Below are 15,899 nucleotides of genomic sequence, written 5' to 3'. Positions count from 1 at the left end.
AGGTGGCGGCCGTGGACGGGTCGGGGCGGCGGTCGATGCGGCAGTCGGGACGGTGGCCGGGACGGCGGTCGATGCGGTGGCCGGCGGCGCGGTCGGCTGTGCGCGGATGGCCGGTGGCGGCGGTGCTGGCGGTGGCCGGACTGCTCTTCGGACTGCTCGGGGCCGGGCCGGCGGCGGCGCAGGACTCCGACAGCGCACCGCAGTCGGAGCGGCTGGCGGCGGCGCTGCGCGTGAATCCGGTGTACATCACCGACCAGCTGCCCCGCCGGGTGCCACGGTCCACCGCCCCGGAGTTCGCGGCCCAGGCCAGGCGGATGCCGGTACCGACGTACGTCCTGCTGCTGCCCGACCAGAATCTCGGCTCCGACACCCTGCTCGGCACCGTGCACGACCGGCTGGGCCGGGACGGGCTCTATGTGCTGATCGGCACGCTCGGCGTGGCCGACGCCCGGGCCTTCGGGGTGACCGCCCCGGCGGAGGACGCGACAGCCATCGCGCTGTACGCGCTGCCGTACGACGCCGGACCGCTGCGGTCCTTCCAGGAGTTCACCGACGCGATCGTCTCGGGGCCGCGGAAGGCGGCGGCCCGGGCGGAGCAGCTGCGGAAGAAGTACGGCGGCTCGGACCGGGAGGTGCACGCCTTCTATCCGGACCCCGTCGACCGGGAGAACCAGGGGTTCGTCACCGGGATGGCGCTGCTGGGCGTGCCGCTGTCGGTGCTGCTGCTCGGCTGGTTCGTACGGCGGCGGCTGACGGCGGGACCGCTGCCGGACCGGCCGGTCCAGCTCACCAAGTCCGCCGGGGGCAAGGCGCCGACCGGCAAGCCGCCGGCGGGCAGGAAATCCGGCTCCGCGAAGGGCACGTCCGCCGCGGCCGGCAAGGGACTTGCGGGCGGAGCGCCGTCCGGCGCGGCACCCGGACGCCGGTTCGGGCGCGGCCTCTTGCGGCGGCCCGAGCTGGGCGCGGCCGTACTGCTGGCGGTGCTCATCGGCGTCGGGGCGCCCCAGCTCTTCGACCAGACCCGGGACAGTGCGGCCGCCCCGCCGACGAAGGCCGATCTGACCGCCCGGGTGGACCGGGTCGCGGCCGGCCTCCGCCAGGCGCCGGTCTACACCGACCCGGAGAGCCCGAATCCGCTCGACGCGGCCGGCCTGGCCGGACTTGAGCGCCGTATCGCCGCGTTCACGCCCGGACCGGTGCGGATCGCGGTCGTGCCGCAGCTCTCCGACGACGAATCGGGCGGCGACTCCGAGGTGTTCGTCACCGCGCTGCACCAGCGGCTCGGCAAGGACGGGGTGTATGTCATCGCCGACCCGATGACCGGCATCATCGACGCCTTCGACTACGGCCTGCGGCTGAAGGACGGGTTCAGCTACAGCCTGCCGACCGCCATCAGCTACGACGACCCGTCCGACACCGCCGCCGACCACCGGCTCGGCGAACGGCTCGACCAGTTGATGACGTACTTCGACGGCGTTCCGAAGGCCGACACCCCGGCCCAGGGGCCGGACCGGCCCGCGCCGCCGGTGGACGACAACCGCCTCCCGGGGCTCTACCACGGGGACTTCTGGCCGGGGCTGCTGGTGGGCGCGCTGGGCGCCGGTCTGCTGCTCGGCCTGACCGCCCTGTGCTGGGTGACGGGGGCGGTGGTGCGCCGCCGGCGCCACGCTCCCGTACGGACCCCGGTCCGCCCGTCCGCCGCGTATCTGCAGCGGACCGCCCGGCAGGAGGTCGAGGCGCTCTCCGGCGCCTTCTCCCAGCCGTCCGCCGACCCGGCCGCGCCCAGCCGCACCCGCGTCTGGAACTGCCTCGACGCCGCCGTCCTGCTCAGCAGCCCGCAGGACGCCTCCCCCGCCGACCTGACCGCCGCGCTGGTCCTGGCCCGGGCAGGCCGGGCGGCCCTGGCCGGCGGGGACTACCGGTTCGTCTGCGAGATCAATCCGCTGCACGGGCCGGCCGCGACCTCGCCGCCGCCCCCGCGTTCCGGCCGCCGGCCGGGGGGAAGCGGCTCCGGCCGCCGCCACCTGTGTGCCGCGTGCCGGGTCACTCCGCACCCGTTGACCCTGCCCGCGCCGGACGGCAGCCGGATCCCGTACGAACAGGCCGGCGGCCCGCTCCCGGCGATAACCGCCGGAATCGACCGGCTGATCGAACGCACGAGGGAGTACGCCAGTGTCCAGTGAGCGCAGGAGGGGCGCGGTGGCGCGGCCCGCCCGACCGGTCGCCGTGGCCGTACTGCTGCTCGGGGTGGTGGCCGGGCTGCTGCTCGGCGCGGGCCCCGCGGGGGCGGACACCACCGGGCCCGGGCAGAAGATCGCGGACGCCCTCACCTCGTCGTCGGTGTACGTGGACGCGGCCTATGCCGGGGCGGTACCGCCCGCGCGGCAGAAGGAGTTGGCGGCGCGGATCGCCGCGACCGGGCTGCCGGTGAAGGTCGCGCTGGTGCCGCTGGTCAAGGGGGACGCCTTCGACGGCGACTCCTCGGTGCTGGCCGGGGTCATCCACGACCGGCTGGCGCAGCGGGACTTGATCCTCATCACCATGGACGGGTCGAACGACTCGCTCGACGGTTTCGAGTGGCCGGGCGACGCCCACCAGGCGCAGTACGCGGTGTGGGCGGTCGGGTTCCTCGACGAGACGAAGAACGCGGGGCTCGCCGACCGGGTCGCCAAGGCCGTCGACCTGATCGCGGCGGGCGACGGCAAGCAGGTGTACGACCGGGCGACCGCGGACCTGGGCGGGTCCGCGCCCACCGCGGGCCCGGCCAAGGCATCGGCGTCCGGCGGGAGTTCGGCGCTGCCGCTGGTGGTCGGCATCGTGGCGGCGGTGATCGTACTGGCCGCGGGCGGACTGCTGCTGGTGCGGCGCCGGCGCGGCCGGCCGCGCTTCACCTTCCCCGCGGCGGTGTTCGCGGCGGGGCAGGCCGCCGACGAGGCGGGGCTGCGGCGGCGGGCCCAGGCCGAGGTGATCGCCCTCGGCGAGGCGGTCGAGGCGGCGGACGCCACGCCCGGACTGTCCCGTGCGCTCGACGCGTACACGGCGGCCGGCAAGGTGCTGGACGGCGCCCGCGGCATACCCGACCTCGCGGGGGTCCTGGTGCTGGTCGCCCAGGGCCGCGACGCGCTGGACGGCCACCCCGAGGCGCTGCCGCTGTGCTTCTTCGACCCGCTGCACGGCCGTGCCGTCCGCCGCGCCACGTGGCGGGCGCTGGGCTCCCGGGACTCCCTGGACGTCGCGGTCTGCCGCGACTGTGCCCAGGCCCTGCGCGCCCGCCGCGCCCCCGAGGTCCTCACCGACCGCACCTCCGACGGCCGCCGGATCCCCTACTTCGAGCGTCCCGCCGACCGGAGCGTCTGGGCTGCCACGGGTTACGGTTCCCTGACCCCCTACGACCCCACCGACCCCGACCAGCCCGACGGCCTCGCCGCCCGTATCCTCCGCGGCGACTTCACCCGCACCCGCTGACCGCCGCCGGTTGACCGCCGCCCGCTTCACGTCGCCCGCTTCACGTCGCCCGCTTCACGTCGCCCGCTTCACGTCGCCGCCCGCCCGGACCGTGGCCAGACGTAGGGCAGCCCGGCCGGCACCCCGGGAAACAGCCGGCGATAGTGCTCCGGTGCCTTGGTGACCAGCGCCGACCGGTGACTGCGGTGAAAGGCCGGATCACCGAGCCACCCCGGCAGCTCGCCCGCCTCGGCGAGCTCCGCCTGCTCGCGGATTGGGGCGTGCGGCCGGAGGGCGGCGAAGTCCGCGCGGAGCGTGCCGGCGACGGTGTCCCGGCGGCCCTCGCGGGTCCACTCGCGGCACATCTCCAGGCCGTAGCGGACCAGCGCCTCCTCGTAGCCCGTCCACATCGCCACCACGGGGTGGTGGCGCCAGCCGCCGGGGACGGTCAGGCCGCGCAGCACCTGCAGCGCCTCGACGCGCTGCTTGCCGAGCCGGCGGGCATCGAGCACGGCGGCCGACGCGGCGAAGTCCGGGTAAGGGAGAAAGGTCTGCACGGTGACATGTCTGACCCGTGGGGCACCGTCCGTACCGGACCGGGCCTCCGCCCGGGGGCCGGTGACCGGTGACCGGTAGAGGCCACCGCCGGCCCGGGGCGCGGCTCGTCCACCCCCGGGGCCGGTGCTCCCGCGGGGCCGGGGAGACTGGCACGTATGAGCGAGAGCAAGGCGACGGCACTGGTCATTCAGCACGGGCCGGGCGGGGGACCCGGGAAGTGGGAGGGGTGGCTGGGAGAGGCCGGGCTCGGGCTGGAGGTCGTACGGGGGTATGACGGCGAGGCGGTGCCGGCGCAGTTGCGGCACGACGCGCTGATCGTGCTGGGCGGGGGTTATCTGCCGGACGACGACGAGCGGGCGCCCTGGCTGGCGCCGACCCGGGCGCTGGTGGGGCATGCGCTGGAGCGGGGCACACCGGTGTTCGGGATCTGCCTGGGCGGCCAGATGCTCGCGCAGGTCGCGGGCGGCGAGGTGCGCGGGGCGTACGGCGCACCGGAGTTCGGCAGTACGCGGCTGCGGCTGCGGGCGGAGGCGGCACGCGACCCGCTCTTCCACGGGCTGCCGGCCGGCCCCACCGCGGTGGAGAACCATGTCGACCGGATCGTCCGGCTGCCGTCCGGGGCGCACTGGCTGGCGGAGAGCGCGGCCTGCCCGTATCAGGCGTTCCGGGTCGGCGAGAGCGCGTGGGGCGTGCAGTTCCACCCGGAGGCGAGCGCGGCGAAGATCCTGCGCTGGGACGCCGGCCGGCTCGGCCGCCACGGGGTCGACCGCACCGCGCTGCACGAGCGGGCGGTCCGCGACGAGCCCGCGGCGGACCCGGTCTGGCGGCAGGTGGCCCACCGTTTCGCCGGGCGGGTGCGGGAGGCGCGGGCGGCGGCCTGACGGCGGGGGCGGGCCCGACCTGCCCCGTCGCGGGCGCGGGGCGCGGGGCGCGGGGCGCGGGGCGCGGGGCGCGGGGCGCGGGGCGCGGGGCGCGGGGCGCGGGGCGCGGGGCGCGGGGCGCGGGGCGCGGGGCGCGGGGCGCGGGCAGGCTACAGATTCCTCCGGGGCGGGCCGGTGACCTGCGCCGCCAACTCCCCACCTGGTCCAGGCTATTGACAGTTAATTGTCAGTAAGGTTACCTATCGAACCGGTTGCCCAACCACCCCCCACCTTCGCTCGAAGATCGGAAGAGGTGACCCATGATCCGTACCCCCCTGACCCCGGTCAGCCGCAAACGCTTCCGCCTGGGCCTGGCCGCCCTCGGCGTCGCCGCGGCGACGTTCGCCGCGGCCGTCAGTGTCGGCGCGAGCGTCTCGGACGCGGCCGGCACCAAGCCCGCGGCCGCCGCGGCGGGCCCGACCGCCTCCCAGTTGCTGGCCAAGGCCGCGAACTGTACGCCCGCCTCCAACGGCAAGTACGCCACCGACGACGGTGAAGCCGCGACCGTGCAGATCTGCAAGAACGGTTCCGCGTACACCTGGACGTCCGACATGGACATCGACTGCGACGGTGTCACCACCTCGCACTGCAGCCCGTCGACCGACCCCTGGTACTACAACGACACGTCGTTCCACACCTCCACCGGGCAGCCCTTCACCTCCGACGTCACGCACTACTACGTGATCCCGCTGCCCAGCAGCCGCTTCAGCTACCAGTCGGCCGGCATATCGCCCGGCAGCGTCGCCGCCGTGGTCTACAACGGCAACGTCGTCTACGCGACCTTCGCCGACGAGGGCCCGGACAACATCATCGGCGAGGGCTCGTACGCGCTGGCCACCGCGCTCGGCATCGACCCGAACCCGGCGACCGGCGGCACGGAGGGACCGGTCACCTTCATCGTCTTCCCGGGCAAGGTGCCCAGCCCGATCGAGAGCAACACGGCGATCGACTCGGTGGGTTCGGCCGCGGCCACCACGTGGGTGGGCGGCGGCAGCACCACTCCGCCGCCGACCGGTGGCGGCACCGGGCCGATCCAGTCGGGTTACGCCGGCAAGTGCGTGGACATCGCGGGAGCGAGCAGCGCGAACGGCGCGGCGGTGCAGCTCTACGACTGCAACGGCACCAACGCGCAGAGCTGGACGGTCGGCAGTGACGGCACGCTGAAGTCGCTCGGCAAGTGCATGGACGTCACGGCGGCCGGCACCGCCAACGGCACGAAGGTCGACCTCTACGACTGCAACGGCACGGGTTCGCAGAAGTGGCAGAAGTCGGGCAGCACGCTGGTCAACCCCCAGTCCGGCAAGTGCCTGGACGCCACCGGGCCCAGTTCGGCGAACGGCACGCGGCTCCAGATCTGGACGTGCGCCGGCGCCACCAACCAGCAGTGGACCCTCCCCTCCTGACCGCTCCCTCCACCAACACGTCGGCGCCCGCCGGGAGTTCTTCCCCCGCCGGGCGCCGACCCTTTCCCCCTGCGGGGGCGCCCTCAAGGGGCGCGGGGAACTGCGCGAACAACCCACCACCGGCCGGTGGACCGGAAACCCACCGCAACGGGCTCGGCGGACCGGCCTGGCGCGGCACCGTCGTGGCTGGTCGCACCGACCCTTTCCCCTGCGTCGGGCAGGGCCGCGTCCGCGGCGGAGGCGAAGCGGGTGACCACCGTGCTCGCCACCAGGTTCGTCAGAGGCCGGCGCCTGGACGGCCGGCGACGGCCACCTCCACACCGACCTGCCCAACGGGAGTAGTATGTTATTGCAACCTGGTTCCCGAAAGTCACCGCTGGAGGAGGTTCATGTGGCCGTCCTGGAGCATCCTGCCACCGACCCGACCGTGTTCGACGTCTACTCGGAGACCTGCCCCTCGCGCGCTTTGCTGAATCTCGTCACCAGCCGATGGGCGGTCCTGATCCTCGGCGTACTGGAGCAGGAGCCGGTCCGCTTCGGCGAACTGCGCCGCCGGCTCGGCACAATCAGCCAGAAGGTGCTGGCCGAAAAGCTGCGCGGCCTGGAGACGGAAGGCCTGATCACCCGGACAGTCATCGACCGTCCGCTGGCCGTCGAGTACGCCCTCACCGACATCGGCCGCACGGCGACTGTTCCCCTGGCCAAGCTCCGTGAATGGGCCGAAGCTCACTGCGACGCCAGGAGGTGACGCGCCGGGCCCTCCGATCACCACGTCTTGAGCACGATCTTGCCCTGGGTGTGGCCTTCTTCGATCGCCCTGTGCGCTTCGGCGGCATCTTCGAGGGGGAACACCTTGGACACCGTTACCGACAGCTTGCCGTCGCCGGCCAGCTCAGCGATCCGGGCCAGCTGTGCGGCGTCCGTGTGGACCGGGTGGTAAACCGCGCGCACACCGGCCGCGTCGGCGGCCGCCTGGGTCGCCGGGTCGACCCCGGTCAACTCGATCACGATGCCGCCGGGCTTGGCGACCTCGATCGAACGTAGGCCGACCTCCCCGCAGACGTTGTCGAAGACCACGTCAACGGGATTCGCGCGCAACAGCTCGACGAAGTCGCCGGTCCGGTAGTCGATGACCTCGTTCGCACCCAGTTTGGTCAGCCACTCGTGCTTGCCCGCGCTCGCGGTGGCGATCACGTGGGCACCGAGCCTGCGGGCGAGCTGCACGGCCAAGTGCCCCACACCACCGCCCGCGCCGTGGACCAGTACCCGCTGCCCCGGCTCCACCTGAGCGATGTCCACCAAGTTCTGCCACGCGGTGAGCGCGGCGAGCGGAAGGGCCGCGGCTTCCTCGTCGGACAATGTCGGCGGCGTGATCACGAGGTCGATCGCGGGCACGACCGCATACTGCGCGTAGGCGGCCGCCTGGTCCGGGAACCGGCTCATCCCGAAGACGCGCCGGCCGACGGCCGGAGCCGAGACGTCGGGGCCCACGGCTTCGACGGTGCCGGCGAGATCCCAGCCCACGGTGACAGGAAACTCCCCCAACTGGCCGTACCCTCCTCGCCGCGCGTGGGTGTCAACCGGGTTCACCCCTGCCGCGGAGACCCGGACCAGCACCTCGTCCGGCCCGAGCACCTTCGGGTCGGGGCGGTCCGTCTCGACCAGCCGCAGGACTTCGGGTCCGCCGAAAGCGACCTGTTCAATCTTCTTGGGCACCATGCACTCCTTGTCCGTCGACTCGAATCCGGCAAGCGATTCACCTCAATCATCGATCTCATGAAACTTTTTGCAACCAGGTACTTTTTTGTAACTACCTCATCGCTGCTTGCCGGAAGGTGACGTTCGCCAAGCGGGTGTCGAGCCTGACCGTGCGCTACCAGCGGCGCACAAAACGGGCTCGGCGGACCGGCCCCGTACGGCGCCGTCGTGGCTGGTCGTGCCGGGCCCCGCGTCCCTGCGGGGCGGGGATCGGGTCAGCGCAGGGACGGGAGGGCGCGGAGTTCGGCGATCTTGAAGGCACGGGCGAGGAGCACGAAGAGCAGGGCCATCGTGAGGCCGCCGAGCGCCAGCGAAACGGCCGGGGTCCAGGCGGCCATCGTCAGATCGTGGGTGCAGGCGCGGGCGACGAGCCAGCCGACCGCCCCCGCGGAGGTCGCCGCCGCGACGAGCCTGCCGTAAGTGCGGCAGATCCGCCGGCCGTCGAGCAGCCCCTCGGTGCGCTGCCGCAGCCGCAGTGCGGTCAGCAGCATGCCCACCCCGTAGGACACGGCGTACGCGGCGGCCATGCCGGTGACCGCCCAGCGCGGCGGCAGAAACACGTGGCAGCCGGTGGCCAGCGCGATGTTGACCGCCCCGATGCACACCGCCAGCCGGAAGGGCGTGCGGGTGTCCTCGAAGGCGTAGAAGCCGCGCAGCAGCAAGTACTGGGCGGAGAAGGGGATCAGGCCCAGCCCGAACGCCTGCAGCATGCGCCCCAGCGGCGCGGTGCCCCCGGCATCGGACGCCCCGTGGGCGAAGAGCAACTGCGCGATCTGCGGGCCGAAGGCGAGGAAGAAGAACGCGGCCGGCACGATGACGACCCCGCTGACCCGCAGCGCGCGGGACAGGTCGGCGCGCAGGTCGTCGACCCGGTGCTCGGCCACCGCCCGGCTCATACGGGGCAGCAGGGCCGTGACCAGGGAGACGGTGACGATCGACTGCGGCAGGGTCCATATCTGCTGGGCGTAGCTGTAGGCGGTGAATCCGACGCCGCCGTCGGGCAGGGCCGCGTCCGCGGCGGAGGCGAAGCGGGTGACCACCGTGCTCGCCACCAGGTTCGTCAGGACGAACAGCAGGGTCCACCGGGCCGCGCTCACGCTCTTGCGCAGGCCGGTGCCACGCCAGTCGAAGCGGGGCCGCAGCCGGAAGCCGGCCTCGTGGGCGTAGGGGATCAGGGCCAGCGCCTGGACGGCCAGCGCGACGGTGGTGCCGATGCCGAGCAGCCTGACCTGGGCCGAGGTGATGTCCGTGACCTGGTCGGGGACGGTCATCAGGCCCAGGTAGAGGCCGAACATGGCGGTCAGCACGATGTTGTTGAGGACCGGGGTCCACATCATCGCTCCGAACCGGTTCCGGGCGTTGAGGACTTGGCCGAAGATGCTGAACACGCCGTAGAGGAAGATCTGCGGGAGCAGGAAGCGGGCGAAGACCACGGTCAGCTCGAAGGCGTTGTGCGTGTCGGGTGTGTCCCGCTGGTAGAGGCTGATGATCTCGGGCGCGGCCCATACGGCCAGGGCGGTGCCGGCGCCGAGTACGCACAGGACCAGGGTGACCAGCCGCTGTTCGAAGGCCGCGCCGCCGTCGGGGTGCGAGGTGCGGGCCCGGACGAGCTGGGGGACCAGTACGGAGTTCAGGGCGCCGCCGATGAGCAGGAAGTACAGGCTGGTGGGGACGGTGTTGGCCTGGTTGTAGGTGGTGGCCAGCAGTCCGGTGCCCAGCGCGGCGGCCTGCAGCACCTGCCGGATCAGCCCGGTGGCCCGCGAGACCACGGTGCCGGCGGCCATCAGCGCGGACGACCGCATCAGGCCGGTGTCACCGGCGGCTTTCCTGCGGGCGCCATGCCGCCCCCGCCCCGTACGAGCCTGCGGCGTTCCGTCGATCATGCCCCCAATCTACGACGCCCTCCGCGCCGGCCGACCCCGCACCTGGGTGCCCCAAGGGGCGCGAGGAACTGCGCGAGGAACCCACCACCGGGCGGGGGGTCGGCGGACGGCCGGGAGGGGCTCGGCCCCGCGCAGCGGACGGGTAGGGGAATCCCTAGAGGTCGGCGGTGAGGGTTAACGCCGCCCGCAGGGCCCCGCACACTCCTGTCGCGTCTGGTCAATCGCTCCCTCCCCCCACCCCAGAGGATCCGATGCGCAACAGACTTCTCACCCTCATCGCCGGGGCCGGCACGGCCGGCCTCGTGGTGACGGCCGCCGTCACCGGAGTCGCCCAGGCCCGGCCGGCACAGGCACAGGCACCGGCCGCCTGCACCCCCGCCCAGGTCATCACCAACGGCGGCTTCGAGAGCGGCACTTCCCCGTGGACCGCGTCCAGCGGGGTGATCACCTCGGGAGGCGGCCAGGCCGCGCACGGCGGCACCAGGTTCGCCTGGCTGGACGGTTACGGCTCGACGCACACCGACACCCTCGCGCAGCCCGTCGCCGTCCCGGCCGGCTGCGGTGCGGCCACTCTCACCGTATGGCTGCACATCGACACCGACGAGACGACCACCTCGACGGCGTACGACAAGCTCACCGCGAAGCTCGGCGCCACCACGCTCGCCACCTACTCCAACCTCGACGCGGGCGCCGGCTACGTCCAACGGACCTACGACGTCTCCGCGTTCATCGGCCAGAACGCGAGCCTGTCCTTCAGCGCCACCGAGGACTCCGGCCAGCAGACCAGCTTCGTGATCGACGACGTCGCGCTGAACGTCTCCGGCGGCAGCGGCCCGACCGACCCGCCGACCACTCCGCCCACCACTCCCCCGACGAGCCCGCCGCCGGCCGACAGCACCCGTACGCCCGCCTCACCCGCGTACACCGTCAGCCTGACCAGCGACGCGGCCGGCTCCACCTGGACCGGGCACGAGAGCGTGACCTTCAGCAACGCCTCGGCGTCCCCGCTGAGCGAGGTCTACCTGCGGCTGTGGGACAACTACCACGGCAGCTGCCCGACCACGCCGATCACCGTCACCAATGTCACCGGCGGCACGGCGGGCGCGCTCACCGTCAACTGCACCGCCCTGCACATCACTTTGCCGACCGCCCTCGGCCAGGGGCAGAGCGGCACCATCGGCTTCGACCTGAAGATCGTCGCGCCCAGCGGCGCGGACCGGTTCGGCCACGACGGCGCGTTCTCCTTCCTCGGCAACGCGCTGCCGCTGCTGGCGATACGGGACGCGGCGGGCTGGCACCTGGACCCGTACACCAACAACGGTGAGTCCTTCTACTCGCTGGCCGCCGACTTCGATGTGACCCTCGACCACCCGACGAGCCTGCTGGTGCCCGCGACCGGCACGTCGGTGGACACCCCGGGCAGCTCCGGCCGTACGGTCACCAAGGCCACCGCCCGCAAGGTGCGTGACTTCGCCTGGGGCGCGGGCGCGTTCAGCAAGGTCTCGGGTACGTCACCGGGCGGCGTGAAGGTGAACGTCTACGCGGTCAGCGGCATCAGCGCGGCCAACTCGCAGGCGATGCTGACCACTTCGGAGAACGCGATCGACGCGCACGCGCAGCGCTTCGGGGCGTACCCGTACACCGAGGTGGACGCGGTGCTCGACAACAACTTCTGGTTCGGCGGCATGGAGTACCCGGGCTTCGTGCTCGACCTGGTGGACAACACCGCGCTCACCCATGAGCTGGGCCACCAGTGGTGGTACGGGATCGTGGGCGACGACGAGTACAACAGCCCGTGGCTGGACGAGGCGTTCACCGACTACTCGACGGATCTGGCGCTGGGCAAGACCGGTTCCGGGTGCTGGAACAACGTGTCATGGGCGTCGTCGAGCGAGAAGATCACCAACTCGATGGCGTACTGGGACGCGCACTCCTCCCGGTACTCGACGGTCATCTACGGGTACGGCAAGTGCGCGCTGCACGAGCTGCGGCGGCTGATCGGCGACAGCGCGATGACGACGCTGCTGCGGAGTTACGCGACCGCACACTGGTACGGGGTCTCCACCACCGCGGAGTTCAAGGCGGCGGCGCAGGCGGCCACGAGTACGGATCTGACGTCCTTCTGGAGCACGCACCGGATCGACGGCTGATCACGGGCCGGCCGGCGGTGCACGCCGGCCGGCCGCGCGGCCGGACCGGGACGGACCCCCACCCCGCCCCGCGCCGGCCGCGTGTCGCGTCCCGCCCGGAGCCGGTCCCATGGCTCCGGGCGGGACGCCGTCTGCCGCGGGGCTTCCGGGTGGTACGGCACGGTCTCGGCGGCCCTGCCCGTCGGTGCCCTCCGCGGCGGTGACCTGCTCAACCTGGCCTTCTTGACGCGCTCTTGACCGAATCGCCGCCGCTTCCGACACTGGGGGCACTTGGTTGGCAGGTTCACGATCAATTCGGTCATGGGGTCCAGAAGAAGGGGTCCATGCGAGGCAGCCCGTATCCACAGGCCCGCGACGCGTTGCTCGCCACCGCGGGGGAAGCGCTTGCTGCCGGGACCGGTGTGCTGCTCACCGGTGAGCCGGGCATCGGCAGGTCCACGCTCTTCGCCCGCCTCGCGGCGGAACAGGCCGCCGCCGGCCGCCGGTTGCTCTCCTGCCATCCGGCACGGGACGAGCAACGCCTCCCCTACCTGGGCCTGATCGACCTCTTCGCCGCCATCGACGACGCGTTCCTCACCGGCCCCGCGCACCTCACCCCCGCCGAACTGACCGCCCTCCACACGGCCTTGCACCGCGCCCCCACCCCGTACCACACCCCGGAGCGACCGCCGACCGGCCCCAGGCCCGACGCCCTCCCTCCGGCGCCCGGCAACGCCGCCACCTCGCGCCACGACCCCGAGCCCGTGGCGACCGGCCCCAGGCCCGAAGCAGTCCCCCGCCCCGACGCCGGCCCTCCGGCGCCCGGCAACGCCGGAGGCACAGCCACCGCCCCGCACCACGACCCCGAGCCCCCGGTGCCGACCGGGGTCAGGGCGGTAGCCGGGTCGGTCGGGGGCCGCGCGGCCGAGGTCGCTTCCGGGTGGGGGGCGACGCGTGACCCGGGGGCGGCGGATGGGCGGGGTGAACTCGTGCTGCATCTGGGCGTGTTGAAGACGCTGACCGCGCTGTGCGCCGAGGGGCCCCTGATGGTCGCGGTGGATGACGCCCACTGGCTGGACCCGCCCACCGCCCGCGCGCTGGCCTTCGCGGTACGGCGGATGCGGGGCCTCCCGCTCACCGTACTGGCCACCGCCCGCACGCCGGAGGGCGAACTGCCCCTGGCCGGGCGGGCGGTGCGGGTCGTCGTGCCGCCGATGAGCGAGCGCGAGATCACCGCGCTGGTCGCGGCGGCCGAACCCGGGCCCAGGCAACGCGCGTCGACCGTCCGGATCGCGCAGTGCGCCGCAGGCAACCCCGCCATCGCGCTCGAACTCGCCCGCGCCACCGCCACCGCGGACCCCGGGGATCCGTTACCGCTGCCGCCGTCCGTACGCACGCTGCTGCTCGACCGGCAGGAACCGCTCTCCGACCGGGCCCGCCACACCCTGCTCACCGCCGCTGCCGCCGACCGCCCGAGCACGCGGCTGCTGCGGCGGGCCGGCTGCGACCAGGCCGCCGCCGACCTGGCGGAAGCCGCGGCCGCCGGCATCGTGGAGACGCCGCAGCGCGGCCTCGTACGGTTCACCCACCCGCTGATGCCACGCGCGCTGTACGACGCCGCCGGCCCCGAAGCGCGCGGCCGGGTGCACGCCGCGCTCGCCGAGGCCGCCGAGGATCCGGTCGAACGCGCGCACCACCTGGCCTCGTTGACCCCCGGCTGGGACGAGCGGACCGCGGCCGTGCTCGCCGAGGCGGCGGCCCTGGCCCGGCGGCGCGGTGACCCCGCGGTCGCCGCGCGGCTCGGCGGGTTCGCCGCCGACCGCACGCCGCCGGACGACCCGGCCGCGGACGCCGAGCGCCGGCTGACCGCCGCGGAGGACGCGGTCGCGGCCGGTGATTACCCGCTGGCCCGGCGGATCGCCCACGACGTGCTGGCCGGCTCGGAGCGGCCGGCCGAACGGGTACGGGCCTGGATGGTGATCGTCGACACCTGCGGGCAGGCGCTCGCCGAGGTCGCCGACGTCTTCCCGCAGGCGCTCCAGGACGCGCGCGACGACCCGGAGTTGCTGGCCAGGCTCCATCTGCGGCTCGGCTGGCGGGCCCGGCTGGTCGAGGGGTCGGCGCCGAACGCGCATACGCACGCGGCGCGTTCGGCCGTACTGGCCAGGAGGGCCGGCGACCGGCGCACCGAACTGCTCGCGCTCACCCAGCAGTCGTCGCTGGAGTTCTACCTGGGGGACCCCGCGGCCGAGCGGACGCTCGCGCTCGCGCTGACCGCGCCGCACGACCCGCAGGTGCTCTTCGACCACAACGGCCCGGTGTACCTCAAGCACCGCAGTCATCTGCTGAACGACCGGCTCGACGACGCCAGGACCGAACTGCGGGCGCTCATCTACACCGTGCGGCACCGGGGTTCGGCCGAGAGCCTGTGCCAGTGCCTGTCCGGGCTCGCCCAGGTGGAGATCCTGCGGGGGCGGTGCGAGCGGGCGCTCGACCTGGCGCACCAGAGCCTGCGGGTGACCGAGCAGGCGGGGCTGAGCGAGGGCCCTTCCTGGTACGCGGTCGCGCTCGCGGAGGCGGCCGGGGGCAGTCCGGACCGGGCGCTGGCGGCGGCGGAACGGGCGCGGCGGCACAGCGAGGACGACGACGACCGGCTCTTCCTGCCGCGCGCGCTGCACGCCGAGGGCCACATCCGGCTGCTGCGCGGGGAGACCGCGGCGGCGGTGGACGCGTTGCAGCGGACCCGGCTGCTGGAACTCGGGCAGGGCCAGGGCGACCCGGCGATCCGCCGCTGGCAGGCGGACCTCGCGGAGGCGCTGGTCGCGGCGGGCTGCGCGGACGAGGCGGCGGCGCTGCTGACCGAGACCAGGGCGCAGGCGGTACGGCTCGGGCGGCGCGGGATTCTGGCGGTGCTCGACCGGTCGGCGGCGCTGGTGGCGGAGGCGCGGGGTGACCGGGAGGGGGCGGTGGCGGGGCTGGAGCGGGCGGCGGCCGAGGCGGCGGCGCTGCCGTACCGGCTGGAGGAGGGGCGGACCCGGCTGACGCTCGGGCGGGTGCGGGCGCGGTGCGGTGACGAGCGCGGGGCGCGGGCGGCTCTCGCGGAGGCGGCGCGGGTCTTCACGCGGGCCGGGGCGCGGCCGTGGCTGGCGCTGGCCACGGCGGAGTTGGACCGGGTGGAGGTGCGGCCGGCGGTTCCGGCCGCGCCGGGGCTGACGGCTCTGACCAGTACGGAGCGGCGCGTGGCGCTTCTGGTGGCCCAGGGGGCGACGAACCGGGAGACCGCGACGATGCTCACGGTGAGCGTCAAAACGGTGGAGGCCGCGCTGACGCGCGCTTACCGCAAACTCGGCGTCCGCTCCCGGACGACCCTCTCCCGAGCCCTCTTCCAAAACGGCAACCCCACCCTGGACGTCCCCTGACCCCACCGGCGCCGGCAACCCCCGAGTGCCCAAGGGGCGCGAGGAACTGCGCGAGCAACCCACCACCGGGCCGGTGAACCGGCAAACGACCGCAACGGGCTCGGCGGACGGGCCTGGCGCGGCACCGTCGTGGTTGCTCGCGCAGTTCCTCCCCCAGACTTCGTCCGGGGGTACCCCCAGCGCCCCTACGGGGCACGAACCCGCCAACGTCGAACGCACGGCACCCAACAAGGGGCGCGAGGAACTGCGCGAGCAACCCACCACCGGCCGGTGGATCGGCGAACCACCGCAACGGGCTGGGCGGAGGGGAGAATGACCGCACCCACCTGCCGGGGCCGGCCGGGGGGCCGGGGAGGGCGAGGTGGGTGGGCTGGTGCGCCCCTGC

The 15,899-nt window shown here is 73.9% G+C and carries 10 protein-coding genes; 7 read left to right on the top strand and 3 right to left on the bottom strand.

The window, feature by feature from the left end; genetic code table 11:
* The first annotated feature begins 113 nt into the window (after positions 1-113).
* Together OG552_RS24610 and OG552_RS24605 are read left to right on the top strand one after the other, a co-directional pair.
* On the top strand, positions 114-2,183 hold the full coding sequence (locus tag OG552_RS24610) for a hypothetical protein (RefSeq protein ID WP_329136412.1): 2,070 nt from the start codon (positions 114-116) through the stop codon (positions 2,181-2,183).
* Positions 2,184-2,199: 16 nt separating this feature from the next.
* Positions 2,200-3,465: a hypothetical protein gene (locus OG552_RS24605; protein ID WP_329136410.1), complete on the top strand. Its 1,266-nt coding sequence runs from the start codon at positions 2,200-2,202 to the stop codon at positions 3,463-3,465.
* 68 nt (positions 3,466-3,533) lie between these two features.
* On the opposite strand, the gene OG552_RS24600 is transcribed toward OG552_RS24605, so the two are convergent.
* Positions 3,534-4,001 carry an MSMEG_6728 family protein gene (locus OG552_RS24600; protein ID WP_329136408.1) on the bottom strand — a complete coding sequence of 156 codons (468 nt, stop codon included), beginning with the start codon at positions 3,999-4,001 and terminating at the stop codon, positions 3,534-3,536.
* A gap of 156 nt (positions 4,002-4,157) precedes the next feature.
* On the opposite strand from OG552_RS24600, the gene OG552_RS24595 reads away from it, so the two are divergent.
* The 3 genes from OG552_RS24595 to OG552_RS24585 all read left to right on the top strand — a co-directional run bounded on the left by OG552_RS24595 (position 4,158) and on the right by OG552_RS24585 (position 7,073).
* Positions 4,158-4,883, top strand: a complete 726-nt coding sequence (locus tag OG552_RS24595; protein WP_329136406.1) for a type 1 glutamine amidotransferase — start codon at positions 4,158-4,160, stop codon at positions 4,881-4,883.
* Between the two features lie 299 nt (positions 4,884-5,182).
* On the top strand, positions 5,183-6,325 hold the full coding sequence (locus tag OG552_RS24590; RefSeq protein WP_329136404.1) for a ricin-type beta-trefoil lectin domain protein: 1,143 nt from the start codon (positions 5,183-5,185) through the stop codon (positions 6,323-6,325).
* 391 nt (positions 6,326-6,716) lie between these two features.
* Positions 6,717-7,073 carry a winged helix-turn-helix transcriptional regulator gene (locus OG552_RS24585; protein ID WP_329136402.1) on the top strand — a complete coding sequence of 119 codons (357 nt, stop codon included), beginning with the start codon at positions 6,717-6,719 and terminating at the stop codon, positions 7,071-7,073.
* 17 nt (positions 7,074-7,090) lie between these two features.
* On the opposite strand, the gene OG552_RS24580 is transcribed toward OG552_RS24585, so the two are convergent.
* Entirely contained in the window at positions 7,091-8,044 is a 954-nt protein-coding gene (locus OG552_RS24580; protein WP_443071025.1) for an NADP-dependent oxidoreductase, read from the bottom strand.
* A gap of 254 nt (positions 8,045-8,298) precedes the next feature.
* Positions 8,299-9,966, bottom strand: a complete 1,668-nt coding sequence (murJ, locus tag OG552_RS24575; RefSeq protein ID WP_443071024.1) for a murein biosynthesis integral membrane protein MurJ — start codon at positions 9,964-9,966, stop codon at positions 8,299-8,301.
* Between the two features lie 251 nt (positions 9,967-10,217).
* Between murJ and OG552_RS24570 the strand changes: the two genes are divergently transcribed.
* Positions 10,218-12,116, top strand: coding sequence for a M1 family aminopeptidase (locus tag OG552_RS24570; RefSeq protein WP_329136398.1), 1,899 nt, complete (start codon positions 10,218-10,220; stop codon positions 12,114-12,116).
* Between the two features lie 323 nt (positions 12,117-12,439).
* Complete coding sequence (locus OG552_RS24565; RefSeq protein WP_329136396.1) at positions 12,440-15,514, top strand: AAA family ATPase; 3,075 nt, start codon at positions 12,440-12,442, stop codon at positions 15,512-15,514.
* Positions 15,515-15,899 lie beyond the last annotated feature (385 nt).

This window comes from Streptomyces sp. NBC_01476, from assembly GCF_036227265.1.
Lineage (GTDB): Bacteria > Actinomycetota > Actinomycetes > Streptomycetales > Streptomycetaceae > Actinacidiphila.
The sequence above is the reverse complement of the archived record's forward strand: the minus strand, read 5'-3'. Positions and strand labels throughout refer to the sequence as shown.